The sequence below is a fragment of the Pseudomonas sp. GL-B-12 genome (assembly GCF_019955895.1).
Taxonomy (GTDB): Bacteria; Pseudomonadota; Gammaproteobacteria; order Pseudomonadales; family Pseudomonadaceae; genus Aquipseudomonas.
Window position 1 is genome coordinate 1 of sequence record NZ_JAHBCX010000015.1, and the last position, 16,818, is coordinate 16,818.

At 61.4% G+C, this 16,818-nt stretch carries 16 protein-coding genes; 5 read left to right on the forward strand and 11 right to left on the reverse strand.

The window, feature by feature from the left end; genetic code table 11:
• Window positions 1–149: 149 nt before the first annotated feature.
• Window positions 150–1,502: a 3-oxoacyl-ACP reductase gene (locus KGA85_RS09680; protein WP_223461720.1), complete on the forward strand. Its 1,353-nt coding sequence runs from the start codon at window positions 150–152 to the stop codon at window positions 1,500–1,502.
• 2 nt (window positions 1,503–1,504) lie between these two features.
• Window positions 1,505–2,359, forward strand: a complete 855-nt coding sequence (locus KGA85_RS09685) for a MaoC family dehydratase (protein WP_223461718.1) — start codon at window positions 1,505–1,507, stop codon at window positions 2,357–2,359.
• A 61-nt stretch (window positions 2,360–2,420) separates the two neighbouring features.
• Here KGA85_RS09685 and KGA85_RS09690 read toward each other — a convergent pair whose 3' ends face one another.
• The 5 genes from KGA85_RS09690 to KGA85_RS09710 form a co-directional block, all read right to left on the reverse strand.
• Entirely contained in the window at window positions 2,421–2,777 is a 357-nt protein-coding gene (locus tag KGA85_RS09690) for a DUF6124 family protein (protein ID WP_223461716.1), read from the reverse strand.
• A 767-nt stretch (window positions 2,778–3,544) separates the two neighbouring features.
• Window positions 3,545–4,108, reverse strand: coding sequence for a DUF4136 domain-containing protein (locus KGA85_RS09695; protein ID WP_056725261.1), 564 nt, complete (start codon window positions 4,106–4,108; stop codon window positions 3,545–3,547).
• 55 nt (window positions 4,109–4,163) lie between these two features.
• Window positions 4,164–4,772, reverse strand: coding sequence for a DUF4136 domain-containing protein (locus KGA85_RS09700; RefSeq protein WP_223533116.1), 609 nt, complete (start codon window positions 4,770–4,772; stop codon window positions 4,164–4,166).
• A gap of 12 nt (window positions 4,773–4,784) precedes the next feature.
• Window positions 4,785–5,534 carry a methyltransferase domain-containing protein gene (locus KGA85_RS09705; RefSeq protein WP_223461712.1) on the reverse strand — a complete coding sequence of 250 codons (750 nt, stop codon included), beginning with the start codon at window positions 5,532–5,534 and terminating at the stop codon, window positions 4,785–4,787.
• Window positions 5,534–5,836, reverse strand: coding sequence for a MazG-like family protein (locus KGA85_RS09710; protein ID WP_223461710.1), 303 nt, complete (start codon window positions 5,834–5,836; stop codon window positions 5,534–5,536). The genes KGA85_RS09705 and KGA85_RS09710 overlap by 1 nt, the downstream gene beginning before the upstream one ends.
• A gap of 157 nt (window positions 5,837–5,993) precedes the next feature.
• On the opposite strand from KGA85_RS09710, the gene KGA85_RS09715 reads away from it, so the two are divergent.
• Together KGA85_RS09715 and KGA85_RS09720 are read left to right on the forward strand one after the other, a co-directional pair.
• On the forward strand, window positions 5,994–6,287 hold the full coding sequence (locus tag KGA85_RS09715) for a hypothetical protein (protein ID WP_110659980.1): 294 nt from the start codon (window positions 5,994–5,996) through the stop codon (window positions 6,285–6,287).
• Between the two features lie 177 nt (window positions 6,288–6,464).
• Window positions 6,465–7,814 (forward strand): MATE family efflux transporter, encoded by a 1,350-nt coding sequence (locus KGA85_RS09720; RefSeq protein ID WP_223543080.1) that lies wholly within the window; start codon window positions 6,465–6,467, stop codon window positions 7,812–7,814.
• 36 nt (window positions 7,815–7,850) lie between these two features.
• Here KGA85_RS09720 and KGA85_RS09725 read toward each other — a convergent pair whose 3' ends face one another.
• From KGA85_RS09725 to KGA85_RS09750, 6 genes are all read right to left on the reverse strand, one after another.
• Window positions 7,851–8,663 (reverse strand): DUF4123 domain-containing protein, encoded by an 813-nt coding sequence (locus tag KGA85_RS09725; RefSeq protein WP_223533112.1) that lies wholly within the window; start codon window positions 8,661–8,663, stop codon window positions 7,851–7,853.
• Complete coding sequence (locus tag KGA85_RS09730) at window positions 8,660–9,979, reverse strand: contractile injection system protein, VgrG/Pvc8 family (protein ID WP_223533110.1); 1,320 nt, start codon at window positions 9,977–9,979, stop codon at window positions 8,660–8,662. The genes KGA85_RS09725 and KGA85_RS09730 overlap by 4 nt, the downstream gene beginning before the upstream one ends.
• Window positions 9,980–10,212: 233 nt before the next feature.
• Window positions 10,213–12,126 (reverse strand): arginine decarboxylase, encoded by a 1,914-nt coding sequence (gene speA, locus KGA85_RS09735; protein ID WP_223461702.1) that lies wholly within the window; start codon window positions 12,124–12,126, stop codon window positions 10,213–10,215.
• 219 nt (window positions 12,127–12,345) lie between these two features.
• The gene (locus tag KGA85_RS09740) at window positions 12,346–12,717 is read right to left on the reverse strand and encodes a translation initiation factor Sui1 (protein ID WP_008016777.1); all 372 of its coding nucleotides are present in this window, start codon (window positions 12,715–12,717) and stop codon (window positions 12,346–12,348) included.
• A 189-nt stretch (window positions 12,718–12,906) separates the two neighbouring features.
• Window positions 12,907–13,464, reverse strand: a complete 558-nt coding sequence (locus KGA85_RS09745; protein ID WP_223461700.1) for an NUDIX hydrolase — start codon at window positions 13,462–13,464, stop codon at window positions 12,907–12,909.
• 3 nt (window positions 13,465–13,467) lie between these two features.
• Complete coding sequence (locus KGA85_RS09750) at window positions 13,468–14,535, reverse strand: DUF2333 family protein (protein ID WP_007991285.1); 1,068 nt, start codon at window positions 14,533–14,535, stop codon at window positions 13,468–13,470.
• A 485-nt stretch (window positions 14,536–15,020) separates the two neighbouring features.
• Between KGA85_RS09750 and gcbA the strand changes: the two genes are divergently transcribed.
• Window positions 15,021–16,691 carry a diguanylate cyclase GcbA gene (gene gcbA / locus KGA85_RS09755; protein WP_223461699.1) on the forward strand — a complete coding sequence of 557 codons (1,671 nt, stop codon included), beginning with the start codon at window positions 15,021–15,023 and terminating at the stop codon, window positions 16,689–16,691.
• The last annotated feature ends 127 nt before the right edge of the window (window positions 16,692–16,818 follow it).

The window sequence follows — 16,818 nt, forward strand, 5'->3', positions numbered from 1 at the left end:
GTCAGCTACATTGATGGCGACTGACTTATCGCCATCGCGAGCAGGCTCGCTCCTACACTGTAACCAAGCGTAGGCCTTATCTCGTGGATCGAACGACTGATCGCCATTCATGGTCCACACTTTGAACCCCAGCTTTCGGAGCGCGTTCCATGTCTGACCGCTATATCGACTTCGCCAATTCGTCCATCGGCCATCGCCTGGTCGGCGCCCTGGGGTTGCCGGTACCGAGCAGACTGGAGCGCTGGCAAGCGGGCCGGTTGCGACCTGTAGAAGGCGCACTGCTGATCGGTGGCGGGCCGTTGGCGGAACACGTCAGCGCCTTTGCCAACCGCCTGACCGACGCGATCTACAGCTACGGCACCGAGCCTTCGCTGGCCACGGCCTGGATTCCCGGCCACGGACCGAAACTCAAGGCCGTGGTGTTCGACGCCAGTGACCTGCTGCACACCGATCAGCTCAAGCAACTGCGTGAGTTCTTCCAGCCACTGATGAAAAACCTCGAACACTGTGCGCATCTGGTGATTCTCGGGCGTGATCCGCAAACCCTGCGCGACCCGTTCGCCGCCAGTGCCCAGCGGGCCCTGGAAGGTTTCAGCCGTTCGCTGGCCAAGGAGTTGCGCAGCGGTGGCACCCTGCAATTGATCTACGTCGGCGAAGGTGCCGAGGCGCAGCTGGAAGGCCCGCTGCGTTTTTTCCTCTCACCGAAAAGCGCCTTCGTGTCCGGGCAGGTCATTCGCTTGAATCCGTGCGCGACGCCAGTCACCGACTGGACGCGCCCGCTCGCCGGGCGCAAGGCACTGGTCACCGGCGCAGCACGCGGTATCGGTGCCGCCATCGCAGAAACCCTGGCCCGCGATGGTGCCGACGTCATTCTGCTCGACGTGCCGCCGGCCAAAACCGATCTCGAAGCCCTCGCCGCGCGCCTCGACGGGCGCAGCATCACCCTCGACATCTGCGCCGAAGACGCCGCCGCGCAGTTGATCGAACAGCTGCCCGACGGCCTCGACATCGTGGTGCACAACGCCGGCATCACCCGGGATAAAACCCTGGCCAACATGACCCCGGAATTCTGGGACGCGGTGCTGGCAGTCAACCTCAACGCGCCGCAAGTGCTGACCAAAGCCCTGCTCGACAACGGCACCCTGCACGACAACGGCCGGGTGATCCTGCTAGCGTCCATCAGCGGCATCGCCGGCAATCGCGGGCAAACCAATTACGCGGCGAGCAAGGCCGGGCTCATTGGCCTGGCGCAAGCCTGGGCGCCGCTGCTCCACGAGCGCGGCATCAGCATCAACGCCGTGGCGCCGGGTTTCATCGAAACGCAGATGACCGCGCGCATTCCCTTCGGCCTGCGCGAAGCCGGACGCCGCATGAGCGCCCTCGGCCAGGGCGGCCTGCCGCAGGACGTCGCCGAGACCGTGGCCTGGCTCGCGCAACCGGGCACCGGCGCGTTCACCGGGCAAGCGTTGCGCGTGTGTGGGCAAAACGTTCTGGGGGCTTAAGGATGATCACCGACTGGCACACACTCAACCGCGAACCCAGCCTGCCGGGGTTGTACGCACGAGCGGCGACACGGCGAAAAATCACCGGCAGCCGCCTGCCCGATTCGGGTTTGCGTTGCTGGGTCGAAGTCGACCCCAAGCGCCTGGCGGCTTATCGCAAGGTCTGTGGTTTCGCCGACAACGGCCTGCTGCCGCCGACTTACCCGCACATCCTCGGGTTTGCCTTGCAGATGCAATTGCTCACGGCCAGGGACTTCCCGTTCCCGCTGCTGGGCCTGATCCACCTGAGCAATCGCATTCGTGTACTGCGCCCCATGGGCGGGGTGAGTCGGGTGCGCGTCAGCGTGCAAGTGCAGAACCTGCAACCCCACGCCAAAGGCGCGACGTTCGATCTGCTGACCAGCCTCGACGATCAGTTGGGCCCGTTGTGGGCAGCAGAAAGCAGGATGCTCTGTCGCGGCGTCAAACTCGAGGGCGAACCGCTCGAAGAGCAAATGGAAACCAGTCTGGCCTTGATCGAGATCGAACACTGGAAAGCGCCCTCGGACATCGGCCGGCAATACGCCAAGGTGTCCGGCGACTACAACCCGATTCACTTCAGCGCGGCCAGCGCCCGGCTCTTCGGTTTCCCGACCGCAATCGCTCATGGCCTGTGGAACAAGGCACGCACGCTGGCTGCGCTGGCCGGGCACCTGCCGACAGCGAATGTCGAGATCGCAGTGCAGTTCAAGAAGCCGGTACGGTTACCCAGTGAGGTGACGTTGCTGGCCAGTGCGCCGGGACCGAGCGGGGAACTGCAATTGGTGGGTGCCGGGGATCTTGAGCATATGGTCGGGCACTGGCGGCCGGTTGCCTGATCCTGATAAAGCCGATGTCTGTGGCGAGGGAGATTGCTCCCTCGCCACAAAAGCTGCGTGGTCAGTCTTGCGGATCGAGATTGTCCAGCGCCCGGTTCACCGCCAGCTCACCCAGCATGATCACCTGCGCAATCCCCAGCATCGTATTGCGCTGCGAGCCTTCCAGAAACCCCGCGAAATCACTCGCCATCACACTCGCCGACGCCAGTGATTCACAAGCGTGGGCCAGCAGGGTCTCGGTGTCGATGTCCGGGGCAATGACGAACATCGTGCTGGGCTTGTGGGTGACTGGTTGCATGGGTGGATTGAGGTAGTGATCGAGGGCGCGGTCGGCGGCTTCGTGGAGTTTGTTTGAGTGGGGGGATTGATAGGGGGAAACGTCGTCGGTTTCGGGTGGATTTGGGGTGGGTTTGAACATGGTGAAGCTCCATTCTTGAATTTGGAGTTCGCCATCACTGCGACCAAGCAGAAGGGTGGCGAACCGTACGCAGGTTGGTCGACCAGGGAATGGAAACCCGGCAGGGCCTGGGCCCTCCCACGCACAGCTCGCCATTAAGCAAGCACAAAAATGCCGCTCGCGCGGCACTGTGCGCCATTCTAAACCCGGGCGACCAAACCCGATCACTGATTTTGCAGCGACAGACAAAGGCTAGAGATCGCGCTTCCGACGGACAACCTGAAAAACATGTCGGAGGTTTCCTCGGGACTTGAGGAAAACTACACAGGGTTGGTCGGCTGACAGGCCGCCATCGCGAGCAAGCTCGCACACAGAAGAGCAAAGGCAGAGCGGCGCACACCCGCTGCTCCTCACCACTCATCAGGCCGAGCGTTAGCTCGCCTGCAGCTTTTGATCTTGATCCACCCGCCCCCTCGGGAGGCTGAGTGGAGGTGTTCATCCGGGGATGGGCGCGCAGCGCCGTTCGACGCAGTCGAACTCATTGCATGTAGGTCGTCGCGAAGCAGACCGGAGGGCAATGCCCCCGGATGAATACCGGAGCGAAGGAACCCCGAGCCTCAGCGAGGGGCCGTACGTTCGGGGCGAGACCTTTTGGTTCCTTTTGGGGCGTTTGCCAAAAGGGACTCGCCGTAAGGGCGAAACCATAAGCCGCCGTTACCGCAGCAACGGATATGTACACCATCCAAAAAACCCCCGTGAGAGCACAGGGGTTGAGAAGCCAGCTGATTCTAGGATGCATGCGGTGGATAGTTGGCCAATATCCGCGTGACCGTTTCCCAGATCGCATCACGACGATCCGTCGGGTTCGGCGTGCGGCTAAGTATCTGCTCGTCACTGCCGCGCCACACCAGTTTGCCGTCCTTGCCATCGAGCAGGTCGATCTGAATGGTCGCCACTTTGTAGCTGACATTGCGGGTTTCGTTGTACATCGGTGCGCCGTAGTAGCCATACCACGGGTTACCCCAGCCGCCGCCGTAATTGGTGGTCACCTGTTGCTGCCGCTCTTCGACAATCAGGTAGGTCTGCACATTCAAGTCACCCTTGGCACCTGCGGCGGCCGGACGCAGACCGCGCTGATCCAGTTGATCGGCAACCGCCTGACGGACGCGCTGTTCGGTCAGGTCGCTCTTGATCCGTGGATCATCGGGACGGTATTGCAGGGCGGGTTCTTTCCAGGTCCAGCTGCGATAGGCAGCAAAGTCGCGGCTGGCGTCGAAGTCATGATTGACCTGGTTGGCGGCGCAGGCACTGAGCAGCGCGGCCACTGCCAGTAAAACAAAACGGCGGAACATGATGATTCTCCGGTTGAAGACATGATCCTGTGGAATGCTTCTTATCTACAAGAAGCTAACTAGGAGGATACGCCGACATTGCCTTTTCCACAGCCTCCCGTATGGCATCGGCCCTCTCGCTTTCGCTGCCCCGGTTGCCGGTTTCAGCACTGGAGCTCCATATCGGCTGACCGCTTTTGGCGTCAAACATGTCCACCTGCACGACCACGACCTGCTCCTGATAGGTACGGATGATCGGCACGGTGGCATATCCGCCATATCCAGGGCCGTAGCCGTTGTAGCCACCATAACCGCCGCCGTAATAGTCGTCCCGAACCTGACGCAAGCGGGTTTCCATCCGCAGGTCGGCGCTGACAAACAGGTCCGCCGGACGATTGTCATGCAGCGGACGCAAACCCCGCTGATCCAGCGCATTGCTGACCGCTTCGGCGATCTGCGCCGAGTCGGCCCAGGCGGTGCCCGGTGGCAGATGCCCATTGAGCCACGCCCAACTGCGGTAGCGTCCATAGTCACGGGGGGCTGCCGGGTAAGCGCTGCGGTCAAAGGTGTTGGCGGCCTGGGGTGGCGCCGGTGGCAAGGGGTTGGATGTGGCGACATAAGGGTTGCTGCCCTGACAAGCGGCCAGCCCCAGGCAGAACACCAGTACACCTGAATGATTTTTCATTGCGTGCTCCGATCAGACAGGCCGACAGATCCAGTGCAAGTAACGCCCAAGCCCGGCAAAGCTTGGATGACGACGGTGGGCCAGTTCCATTTCCAGCAGGTCCGCCAGCTCGGCGCGGGCCTGGAATTCCACCGGCATGTAATCGTGAAAAACCCGCACTCCACTCTGTATTTCGACCTGCCACAGACCTTCAAGTTGCGCCGCCAGCTCGCGCGGATCAAGGGGCTGTTGCGGGGTCAGGCTCTGCTTTTCGCCGGCCATGTCGTTCTTGCGCATCTTGCGGAAATGGCCCTTGAGCAAGTTGCGATAAATCAGCGCGTCACGGTTGTAGAACGCCAGGGATAGCCAGCCGTCGGCCTTGGTCAGTTGATGCAGCACCGGCAGGATGGCGTGGGGTTCGGCCAGCCACTCCAGCACCGCATGGCACAGCACCAGGTCGTAGGGTTCGGTGAGCTGCCCGAGCAGTTCCTGCCAGGGTGCCTGAATGAACGTGGCGCTCTGCCCGGCTTCGGCAAAACGTTGGCGGGCGCCTTCAAGCATCGGCTCGGCCGGCTCGGCGAGGGTCACCTGATGGCCGCGCTGGGCCAGCCACAACGACATGTGGCCAAGGCCGGCGCCGATGTCCAGCACACGCAGCGGCCGGTCGGGCAAGGTTTCGGCCAGATCGGCCTGCAACACCGCCAGACGGATCGCCCCTTTGGCACCGCCGTAGATTTTTTCGGCGAAACGGGTCGCCAGTTGATCGAAATGACGGTCGCTCATCAGCTGAACCTCCGTTCGCTGTCCGCCAGTTTGCTGCGCACCACGGCGTCCATGTCCAGGCCCAGCTCGCTGCACAACAACAAAAGATAAAGCACGATGTCACCGACTTCCTGCCCGGCGTGAGCGAGTTTGTCCGCCGGCAACTGGCGTGACTGGTCTTCGGTCAGCCACTGGAAAATTTCCACCAGCTCGGACATTTCCACACTCGCGGCCATGGCCAGGTTTTTCGGGCTGTGAAATTGCTGCCAGTCATTGCGGTCACGGATGGCGTGCAGGCGTTCGGTCAGTTCAACAAGGTTCATCGGGCTCTCCTGAAGGCGTATAGCTTCGGGGGGATCACAGGTGAAGGCAAGGGGCAGAAGATGCATGCTCATCTGTGCAACCCTCTATGCTTGTGGGAACTCGGCAGCATGATCGACAGCCCAAGACTCAATTCTCTTTAATCAGGACGTTCACTCCATGCAGGTAGAAGGTTTTTCCGAATGGCTCGGCCAGGTACTCGGCTCGATCATCCGCTTCATCGTTGATGGCCTCAGCGGGCTGTTCAATCTGTTGAGCAACGCCAGCAGCAATTTTGTCGAAGGCCTGTCCCAGGCGCTGGGCATGGATACCTCGGTCGTCAGCATCGTGACCTTGATCCTCGGGCTGATACTGCTGTGGTCGGCGATCCGCGCCTTTCTCAATGCGTCGTTCATCATGGGGATCATCTGGTTAATGCTGGGTCTGTGGTTGCTCAGCTGGATTATCCACTGACACCACACAAATCACTGTGGGAGCGAGCCTGCTCCGGGCGGCGTTCCGACGATGATGCCGGCACATACAACATATGAGTGTCTGCCACACCGCTATCGCGAGCAGGCTCGCTCCCACAATTGATCGCGGCTTGCCCTTGATGTGCCGCTACAATGCCCGCTCCCCCAAGGAGCCTGCATGTCCAACCTGACCGCCGACTGGCGCGACCGCCCTACCCATCGCCGGGTCTGGGCACTCGCTGCGCCGATGATTCTTTCGAACATTTCCGTACCGCTGGTGGCATTGGTCGACAGCACCGTCATCGGTCACCTGCCCCACGCCCATCAACTCGGCGCCGTTGCGGTCGGGGCCAGCCTGTACACCTTCCTCGCCTGGGCCATGGGCTTTCTGCGCATGGGCTCCACCGGGTTCGCAGCCCAGGCGGCCGGACGCGGCGATGGCGCGGCCTTGCGGCAGATTCTGTTGCAAGGCCTGCTGCTCGCCATCGGCCTGGCCGTGGTCCTGGGTGCGGTGGGTATGCCGTTGAGCGGGGTCGCGTTGCACTTCATGCAACCGTCGGCGGAGCTAGATCAACTGACCCGCGAGTTCTTCCATACCCGCCTGTTCGGCCTGCCGGCGGCGCTCGCCAGTTATGCACTGGTCGGCTGGTTTCTCGGCACCCAGAATGCCCGGGCGCCCCTGGCGATTCTGCTGAGCACCAACCTGGTCAACATTGCTCTGAACCTGTGGTTCGTCCTCGGCCTGGAATGGGGCGTGGTCGGTGCGGCCCGGGCCTCGGTGATTGCCGAATGGACCGGTGCACTGATCGGCTTGCTGATGACGCGCAAAGCCCTGCGCGCCTACCCCGGGCACATCGTCTGGGCGGCATTGGCGCTGTGGCAGAGTTGGCGACCATTGCTGGCGGTCAACCGCGACATCTTCATCCGCAGCCTGGCGCTGCAATCGGTGTTTTTCCTGATCACGGTGCAAGGCACACGGCTTGGCGACGCCACGGTGGCCGCCAACGCTCTTTTGCTCAATGGCCTGCTGCTGACCGCCCACGCCCTCGATGGCCTGGCCCACGCCGTCGAAGCCCTGTGCGGACATGCTCTTGGCGCCCGTGACCGCGATGCCCTGCGCCGTTCATTGGTGGTGGCTGTTGGCTGGTCGTTGCTGGCAAGCCTGGGCTTTGCCGCGTTGTTTCTATTCGCCGGGCATCTGTTCATCGAGATGCAGACCGACATTCAGAGTGTGCGTGACACCGCGTTCGTCTACCTACCCTATCTCGCCGTACTGCCGCTGATTGCCGTCTGGAGTTACCTGCTCGACGGCCTGTTCATCGGCGCCACCCGCGCCCGGGAAATGCGCAACGGCATGCTGCTGACCGTGACGCTGGTGCTGCCCTTCGGTTGGTTACTGCAAGGCGGAGGCAACCATGGCCTGTGGATAACCTTCATGTTGTTCATGCTGCTGCGCAGTCTGACCCTCGGCATGATCGCCTGGCGCCTGCGCCGTAACGATGGATGGTTCGCCGGCAGTACTCACTGAACGGGCGAGACCCCGACAAACGCCGAGACCTCTTCATCAATTTCGACCTCTTGGCCAGGGTCGGTCGTTCTGCCACAGGTGACGCAGGTTATCGAGGCGCTCCTGTTGAGTCCCGCCCGGCAACGGCTGCACGGGCACGGCGTCGGGATACTGCAAGCGTAGCCATATCCAGCCATCAAGCACCGGGCGCTCGCTGAAACCCAGCGCCACCCCCTCCTGCACATGGTCCCACAGGCGGGGGAAATCGGCACCGGTGGATCGGTTCCAGCGCCAGGCATGCTGCTCGAGCAGGCAGGTTTGCAGTTTTCCTTGTTGCCCGGCGCTGAGGCTTTCCTCGACTGCCAAAGGGCTGATCGCCAGCCCCGGGTTGGACAAGCGCTGCCAGCCCTCACATCCCATCGCGCGGTCGGCCCAACTACCGCCGAACCAGCGCAACTGGTGGATGGGCCCTAGCCAGCGACTCAGTTCAACAGCATCGCAGGCATCGAAAAAATAGCTGGCCGTGATTGGGTTGTAGTAACTCAAAAGAGCCCGGTGCAGGCCAAGCGTGACTGTGAGCATGCGCCGCAAATGCGCCAGCAACGACGAAGCGCCTGCCTCGCTGACCATCAACAATCCGGGCCAGCGTTGTCCGTCGACGAGGCATAAATCGGCCAGTGCCGGGCAGGTGCGCAGATCGACCAGGAGCGGTCCCTGCTCATGCAACACATGCCACTCCGTACCCTCGAACAACCCGTACCACCGGGCTTGCGCAAACATCTGCCGAAGTGTGACACCCGCTTGCGGCGTGCCCGGCACATCCAGCAACAACCACTGCGGGGGTGCCTCGGGCGTGCGTGTGGTGCTCATGCTCCAGAGCTCTGGCCAAGCTTCGTCACCAGACGACAGGTGCACAACGCCTGTGAGCAATGGTTGAAGCTGCCACCGCCGGGCAGCAGACACAACACCAGTAATGGCTCTCCCGAGCGCAACCATTGCTCCAGACCCTCATCATGGGCACAGATGGGCTGTGGGGTGTCGGCGTCCGTCACCTCGATCGTTGCCGGTGCATGCAGCACCCCGGTTATCTGCGGTTGATCGGGATCGCCCTCGATAAAACTCACCACCAGCTCGGTTCCTTCGCGCAATGGCGAGAACGTAGCGGCCTGCAACTGCCTGGCCAGGGGCAGCCAACAATGACTGGGCGTCGCCCCTTCGCCCTGATAAAGCCAGTCGAATTGCACCGGTACCGGCCTTGCCGGGTCGGGGCTTGGTTCATCGACCTCGACGACCCACGCCCGTTGCAGGCTATGCATCTGTGGTTTGACCGTCGCACAGGGTGGCTCGAAGGGTGCCCGCCAGTGCAGGGCACGGACCTGATTGTGGTAAGGCGTCGGCGTATCCTGGCGGCCCCAATGCTCGACGCGGGTCAGCAGCCAGAGCCGATTGCAATCGGCAACCGGATGACCGGACAGCGGCATCAGCCGACCGCTGCGCAAGGTCGCCAGGTCCGTGCGGCATTCGGCACACTGCGCCGCTGTCCCACCGCAGCGCTGACGTTCGAACTGCCGCACCGCCGGCCGATCGCCCTCGCTGCGAAATACCGCAGGTTCGCCGGTTGGAAAATGCTGCTGGTCATCCCCAAACACAACACAGTGCCCGCGGGCGAGGTGTTCGAAGTGGTAGTGAAGTCGTTCCTCGGCGCACAGTCGCTGGAGAAATTGCAGGTCTGACTCGCAATATTGCGTGCAAAAATCCCGGGGAGGGTATTCGCCGCCCAGTTCCAGGCGTCGATCCTTGCCGGTAATACCGTGCTCCTTGAGCACCTGGTCAAGGATTTGCGGCACGGAACGGGCACTGAAGATTCGTTGGCTGAAGCGCTGGGCCAGACAAGCCAGTTTTGGCCCCAGGCGCACCTGGCAGAGTCGGGTTCCCGAGACATGATCACGCTGGACGAGTTCATGCAATTGTCCATGCACGTGGCATCCGGCTGGCCCGAAATGCAGGGAGGCCGGGCGGTACAGCAAACTGGCAAGGTCAAGCACCGGGTCATCGATCAGCAGTTCCAGGTCGAATACGAACGGCTCGCTGATGGCTTCACTGCCGGTAAAGGCCAAGACCTCAAAGGGGTCGGGAAGACCAGCTACATCCAGACGAAATGGAGGCTCGTTGACTGGATCGAACATCGGCGATTCTCTACAGGAGGGGCGGTCGGGGATTCTCGCTGAGAGACATGGCCGAGTAGAGTGCCGAAGTACAACTTAGGAAATGACCTACGCGAAAAGAAGACCACATCGCTTGGATAGCCCGGTCTGTGGGTCATTTCGCTTGAAAAAGAAGAAGCGCCGCACCAGGCCATCTGAGTTTTCCGCAACGTACGGAGAATTTTCAGACAACCTGATGTGCGCGGCGCCTTACCTCAAGAAGACAGGTAAGACGAACGGGTCAGCCCCAGACGCAAGGCATCGAGGAACTGCGTGCGCTCGGTGGCGCTGATGCGGGCACTGGCGCACTTGTCGCGGTAGTGAGTCATCAGCTCCTCCGGCGACAAGTGCACGTAGCGCAGCATGTCTTCGATGGTGTCATGGGTTTCGATACCGGCGTGGTACACGCTGCCATCGGCGTTCTGGTAGATGTTCACCGAGTCGGTGTCACCGAACAGGTTGTGCATGTCGCCAAGAATTTCCTGGTAGGCACCGACCAGGAACACACCCAGCAAGTAGTCCTCACCTTCGTTCAGCGCGTGCACCGGCAAACTGGTTTCGATGCTCTGCTCGTCGACGTACTGGTTGATCTTGCCGTCGGAGTCACAGGTCAGGTCTTGCAGTACCGCACGACGCAGCGGCTCTTCGTCGAGACGGTGCAGCGGGATGATCGGCAGGACCTGGTCGATGGCCCAGGTGTCCGGCAGGCTCTGGAACACCGAGAAGTTGCAGATGTACTTGTCGGCCAGTTTGTCGTTGAGTTCGTCCAGCACCTGACGGTGGGAACGCTGGCGCGCCTTCAACGAGTTGTGCAGGCGACGGCAAACGGCAAAGTAGCATTGCTCGGCCAGGGCTTTCTCGGCCAGGGTCAGCTTGCCGTCGGCGTACTGGGAGGCAATATCACTCATGTAGTGCGTGGCGCGCCAGTAGGTTTCGGTAACCATCTCGATGTCGGTCGGGCCCAGCAGGTCCACCAGCCACTGCACGGTTTCCGGCAGCGCTTCCTTGTTCTCGATCTGTGGCACGTCGTCGTTGTGTTTCTCGACGTCAGTCACCTGGATCACCAGCATGGCGTGGTGCGCGGTCAGGGAACGGCCGCTTTCGGAGAAGATGTTCGGGTGCGGCAGGCTCTGCGCATCGCAGAATTCCTTGAGCATCCCGACCACGACGCCGGCATAGTCGTCCATGTCGTAGTTGATCGAACTGGCGTTACGCGAGTGCGTACCGTCGTAGTCCACGCCCAGGCCACCGCCGACGTCGATGTGGTCCACCGGCAGGCCGAGGTTGCGCAATTCGCCGTAATAACGGATCGCTTCCTTGAAGCCGTGCTGGTAGTCCGCGAGGTTGGCGATCTGCGAACCCATGTGGAAGTGCAGCAGGCGGATGCCCTGGTCCAGGCCCGCCGCGCGGAAACGCTCGACCACCGACAGCAGTTGTGCCGCCGACAGGCCGAACTTGGATTTCTCGCCGCCGGTGTCCGCCCACTTGCTCGAGGCCAGGGACGACAGGCGCACGCGCAGGCCTACCTGAGGCTTGACCTTGAGCGAGTTGGCTTCTTCGATCACCAGGCCGACTTCGGATTCTTTCTCGATCACGATGAACACGTTGTGGCCGAGTTTCTGGCCCATCAACGCCAGGCGAATGAACTCGCGGTCCTTGTAGCCGTTGCAGACGATGGTGCCGCCCTTCGGCGCCAGCGCCAGCACCGCCAGCAACTCAGGCTTGGAGCCGGCTTCCAGGCCGATGGAAACGTTCTGGGTGGCGATGATGTTCTCGATCACCGCTTCTTGCTGGTTGACCTTGATCGGGTACAGCGCGGTGTACTTGCTCTGGTATTCCAGACGCTCGATGTTCGAATCGAACGCGCCGGTCAGCTGACGCACGCGGTCTTGCAGGATGTCCGGGAAACGGACCAGCAACGGCAAGGACAGGCCGCTTTTGCGCAGCTGGTCGACTTGCTCGTACAGGTCGATAGGCGAGCTGCTCGGACCGTTCGGACGAACTTCGACGCGACCGGCGTCATTGATCGCGAAATACCCGGCCCCCCAATGGCGAATCCCGTAAACACTGCGGCTGTCCGCAACTGTCCATTGGCTGCCATCGTCTTTGCGTGTGCGTCGTACGGACATCGAAGTCCCCTATAAAGAAGTCATAGTGCGTCGCCTGGGTTCAGGCCGGCGCAGTCTAAAGAATGAAAATGACGGTTCGTCAACGAGGCTGTAGACCCCGCCGACCGCAGTGAGTTTAGAAACCGGTCATGAACAGGCTCTGTGAAAACCATGGTGACGACGCCAGACCTGAATGCCATCAGGACCGGATCAAGCCGCGGGTGGTTTTCACAGAGGCTGCTAGCCGCCGGACTTCTTCGCTTTGAAACCGAGCTTGATCAGTTCTGCCAAGAGTAGCTCGACATGATCGCCCTGGATTTCGATGACACCGTCTTTCAACGCACCACCGGTACCGCAACGTTTCTTCAACGTTGTGCCCAGTTCCTTGAGCGCGTCTTCAGCCAACGGCACGCCGGTGATGGTGGTCACCGTCTTGCCGCCACGGCCCTTGCTTTCGCGACGCACGCGCGCGATGCCGTCGCCGGCCGGGATAACGGTCTGTTTGCAGATGCAGGCGTCCACCGGTTTACTGCATTCCGGGCAATGACGACCTGCGTCGGTGGAAAATACCAGGCCGCCCAGGGCGGCGAAGGATGCGGCTTTTTTGGCCACCGGCAATCCTCTTCGGAGGACAAAGACTGGTCGCAGCACTTGGGAAGGCTATCGACCGCGAAGCCCCACTCAGGCAGGGGCAGCGCTACTGAGCCGGATGTCCCTACTAAAGGAGCGCCGGTTCAGTTTGAAAAGGTCGCGCAGTGTAACGGCAAAAACGCCGATTGCTAAGAGCCAATCGGCGCCAATTTATAGCTGTTTTGCGACGTCGATCCGGCGTGAACGCAAATAGCGCTTCAACGCGGCCAGAGAGTCCGGGCAATAAGGCTTTTGCTCGATTTCCAGCATGACCTGATCGATGGGGATAAAGCGCGCTTCGAGTACCTCTTCCGGTTGCAGGATCAATGGGCCGTCCCACACCGCCGAGAACGCCGAACACCAGAGGCGATTGCCGGTGTCCTCGAAGAAAAAGTGGTCATGGGCGGTCAGTTCCACACCACTCACTCCCAGTTCTTCCTCCAGTTCCCTGGCCGCCGATTCGGCGTAGGTTTCACTGGCGAGCACCATGCCGCCCGCCGCCACGTCCCAGAAACCGGGATAGATTGCCTTGCTCAGGGTGCGCCGGTGCACGCACAACTCGCCAGCGGAGTTGAACAACATGATGTAGGTGCCGCGCCCGATCAGCCCGCGCTCGCGCAAATCGGAGCGGACCAGGGCGCCGAGCAGGTTGTCCTGCTCGTCGACCCAGGCGATCTGTTCGGCATCGGAGGCCGCACGGTGCGCGGCTTCCCTTGCGTTATCGACCATGACTCAGCCCTGATTGAGCAATTGACGCAAATCGATCACCGCCGCGTTGGCCCGGGAAATGTAGTTGGCCATGACCAGCGAGTGGTTGGCCAGTACGCCGAAGCCGCTGCCGTTGAGGATCATCGGGCTCCACACCGGCTCCTGCGACGCTTCCAGTTCACGAATGATCTGGCGCACGCTGACCGTGGCGTTCTTCTTGGCCAGCACATCGGCGAAGTCGACTTCGATGGCGCGCAGCAAGTGCGACAAGGCCCAGGCCTGGCCGCGAGCCTCGTAGAACACGTTGTCGATCTGTAGCCATGGCGTTTCGACGATTTCTTCATCGACTTGCGGCGCCACACCCGGTGTCACGACCTCGGTCTTCAACGCAGTGTTGAGCTTGACCCGGCCGACACTGGCCGACAGCCGTTGCGACAGCGAACCCAGACGGGTGCCAACATCACCCAGCCAGTTGTTCAGGTTGTCGGCGCGGGCATAGAACAACGCGCTCTTCTGGTTCGGATCGGACAGGCGCGCCTGATAGCGGCTCAGGGAATTGATGCCTTCCTGGTACTCGGACTCACTGGACGGCAGCACCCAGCTCTTGTTGTCGAAGTTGAAACGCGGCTCGGCCTTGGCCAGGTCGGCGTCTTCGGCGGACTGCGACTGCGAACGGGCGAAGTCTTTACGCAGTGCCCGGCTCAGGTCGCGGACCTGCACCAGTACGCCATATTCCCAGCTCGGCATGTTGTCCATCCACAGGCCAGGCGGGAATCGGTCGTTGGAAATATAGCCGCCCGGCTTGGTCAGCAAGGTGCCGGCGACGGTCTTGAGGGTTTCCACCGTGGTGTAGCCGACGACCATCTGCTTGCCTTCTTTCTCGGCCGCCAGTTGGGCGGTTTGCTGGACCGGGAACAGCGCCGGCTCCTGGCTCCAGTACCAGCCCAGGACACTCGCCACCAACAGGTAGATGCCCAGCAGAGTGGCCAGCGCCCGGCTGAACAACAGACCGCCCAGATAACTGCGGGTCTCCGACTTCGGTTCAGCGGCACGTTCAGGCGCACTGCCTGTGCGGTTCTTCCAGTCCAGCATGGCGATATCCTTTCAAGCTCTTGAGTTCAACGGTTCGACCACAACCATACAACAACGTGCCTTGGCCCGGCACCCGCCATTGCATCGATGCGGAAAATTACCGGGCTTGCGGATGAAAAGTGTTCCTGCCCACCCGACGACGCTGCGGTCCTCACCCCCCCTACTAATGGTTTGGATTGCCACACTAAGGGGATCCCCGACACTCTGAAATCCAAAAAACCGGGCCGATCGGCACTGGCAAAAAATCATGAATGGCCTAAATTCAGTCACTCGCCCATTCCCACCCACGCCCGCCAAGTGCCCTGATTCAAGCACTTCGCCCCCTGCATGCCGCGACTTCAACGACTCGAATCAGACCACCAGGTCACAAACTGAATGAAGTCGCCTTGCAGATTATTGACGTACAGCACTCATGCAATGGAAAAGTGGTGCTAGCATAGAGCCACCACTCGACCTCAGTGTGCACCCTAACTAGTAGTCAGGTTATGACCGAGCCAGAAGACCCCAGCCGCGAGCGCCTCAAGCACCACTTTGCCCAGCGGGTAATTCATCAGGCTCGCCAGATTCTTGAGATATGGCAGCGCCTGCAACGCAGTGAGTGGTCCACCGCCGACCTTTCGGAACTGAGCGAGGCCAATTTGCGCCTGCTGCGTTTCGCCGAGCGTTTCGAACAACCGGAACACATGCGACTGGCACGCCACATCGGCCAGTCTCTGGAGGCGGTCGACGCCAATCGCGGACGCCTGAGCAGCGGCCTGATCACCGACCTCAATCGCTTGATGCAGCGCCTGTCCCGCACCGGCCTGCGCCATGGTGACCAACTCGATCAAACCTTCCTGCCGCCGCTGCGCAAGCCCATCTACGTGATGCTGCAGGATCACGACCGAGCCGAGCGCCTGGCCAAGCAACTGGAATTCTTCGGCCTCAGCGCCCAGTCCCTGGACAGCGTAGATGCGTTTCGCTCATCGATGGTCGAGCGCTTGCCGGCGGCGATTGTCATGGATGTGGATTTCAGTGGCGCCGGTGTCGGCCTGAAACTCGCCGCCGAAGCCCAGGAAGGCCTGGACCATCAGTTGCCGCTGCTGTTCTTCAGCCTGCACGAAACCGATACCCCGACCCGCCTGGCCGCCGTGCGTGCCGGCGGCCAGGAGTTCCTCACCGGCACCCTCGAAGCATCGAGCCTGATGGAGAAAATCGAAGTCCTGACCTGCGTTGCCCAGTACGAGCCCTATAAAGTGCTGATCATCGACGACTCCCGCGCCCAGGCCCTGCACACCGAGCGCCTGCTCAACAGCGCCGGGATCGTCACCCGCACCTTGATCGAGCCGATCCAGGCCATGGCCGAACTGGCGGATTTCCAGCCGGACCTGATCATCCTCGACATGTACATGCCGGCCTGCACGGGTACGGAACTGGCCAAGGTCATTCGCCATAACGACCGTTACGTCAGCGTGCCGATCATTTACCTGTCGGCCGAAGACGACCTGGACAAGCAGCTCGACGCCATGAGCGAAGGCGGCGACGACTTCCTGACCAAACCGATCAAGCCCCGGCACCTGATCACCACCGTGCGCAACCGCGCGGCGCGGGCACGCAACCTCAAGGCACGGATGGTCCGCGACAGCCTCACCGGCCTGTACAACCACACGCATATCCTGCAATTGCTCGAAGACTGCTCGTTCCGCGCTCGCCGCGAAAGCAGGCCGCTGAGCTTTGCCATGCTCGACATCGACCATTTCAAACGGGTCAATGACAGCCACGGCCACCCCATGGGTGACCGGGTGATCAAGAGCCTGGCGCTGTTTCTCAAACAACGCCTGCGCAAAACCGATTTCATCGGTCGATACGGCGGCGAAGAATTCGCCATCGTCATGCCCGACACCGACCTCGAAGCGGCCTGGAACGTACTGGATGAAATTCGTCAACGCTTTGCCGAAATCCACTACCCCGCCCAGCCGCAGGATCTGCGGTGCACCTTCAGCGCCGGAGTGGTCGAGCTGTGCGAAGACTCTGACAGCCTGTTGATGGCCAGTCAGGCAGACGAGGCGCTGTACCGCGCCAAACACGGTGGACGCAACCGCGTCCAGGCGGCACTGACGTCAAAGCAAAGTGCCACTTTTTCACCTCAATCGACCCATTCGGTCATAACCCTGTAACAGAAACGCAATAACTTCAGGCACTTACCATTTCTGCCGCTGGTAGTCCGTAATGCGCCTGAAGCTGCTGACCAATCTCAATACCCTCCTTCTGGTGGCCGTGTGCGTGGCCCTCGGCGCTACGCTG

What these genes read in the sequence shown, in the direction of transcription:
- KGA85_RS09730 (WP_223533110.1), bottom strand. Translation starts at nt 9,979, where the DNA reads ATGTTCGATCCAGTCAACGAGCCTCCATTTCGTCTGGATGTAGCTGGT.
- gcbA (WP_223461699.1), top strand. Translation starts at nt 15,021, where the DNA reads ATGACCGAGCCAGAAGACCCCAGCCGCGAGCGCCTCAAGCACCACTTT.
- KGA85_RS09695 (WP_056725261.1), bottom strand. Translation starts at nt 4,108, where the DNA reads ATGTTCCGCCGTTTTGTTTTACTGGCAGTGGCCGCGCTGCTCAGTGCC.
- KGA85_RS09715 (WP_110659980.1), top strand. Translation starts at nt 5,994, where the DNA reads ATGCAGGTAGAAGGTTTTTCCGAATGGCTCGGCCAGGTACTCGGCTCG.
- KGA85_RS09680 (WP_223461720.1), top strand. Translation starts at nt 150, where the DNA reads ATGTCTGACCGCTATATCGACTTCGCCAATTCGTCCATCGGCCATCGC.
- speA (WP_223461702.1), bottom strand. Translation starts at nt 12,126, where the DNA reads ATGTCCGTACGACGCACACGCAAAGACGATGGCAGCCAATGGACAGTT.
- KGA85_RS09705 (WP_223461712.1), bottom strand. Translation starts at nt 5,534, where the DNA reads ATGAGCGACCGTCATTTCGATCAACTGGCGACCCGTTTCGCCGAAAAA.
- KGA85_RS09700 (WP_223533116.1), bottom strand. Translation starts at nt 4,772, where the DNA reads ATGAAAAATCATTCAGGTGTACTGGTGTTCTGCCTGGGGCTGGCCGCT.
- KGA85_RS09750 (WP_007991285.1), bottom strand. Translation starts at nt 14,535, where the DNA reads ATGCTGGACTGGAAGAACCGCACAGGCAGTGCGCCTGAACGTGCCGCT.
- KGA85_RS09690 (WP_223461716.1), bottom strand. Translation starts at nt 2,777, where the DNA reads ATGTTCAAACCCACCCCAAATCCACCCGAAACCGACGACGTTTCCCCC.
- KGA85_RS09710 (WP_223461710.1), bottom strand. Translation starts at nt 5,836, where the DNA reads ATGAACCTTGTTGAACTGACCGAACGCCTGCACGCCATCCGTGACCGC.
- KGA85_RS09745 (WP_223461700.1), bottom strand. Translation starts at nt 13,464, where the DNA reads ATGGTCGATAACGCAAGGGAAGCCGCGCACCGTGCGGCCTCCGATGCC.
- KGA85_RS09720 (WP_223543080.1), top strand. Translation starts at nt 6,465, where the DNA reads ATGTCCAACCTGACCGCCGACTGGCGCGACCGCCCTACCCATCGCCGG.
- KGA85_RS09685 (WP_223461718.1), top strand. Translation starts at nt 1,505, where the DNA reads ATGATCACCGACTGGCACACACTCAACCGCGAACCCAGCCTGCCGGGG.
- KGA85_RS09725 (WP_223533112.1), bottom strand. Translation starts at nt 8,663, where the DNA reads ATGAGCACCACACGCACGCCCGAGGCACCCCCGCAGTGGTTGTTGCTG.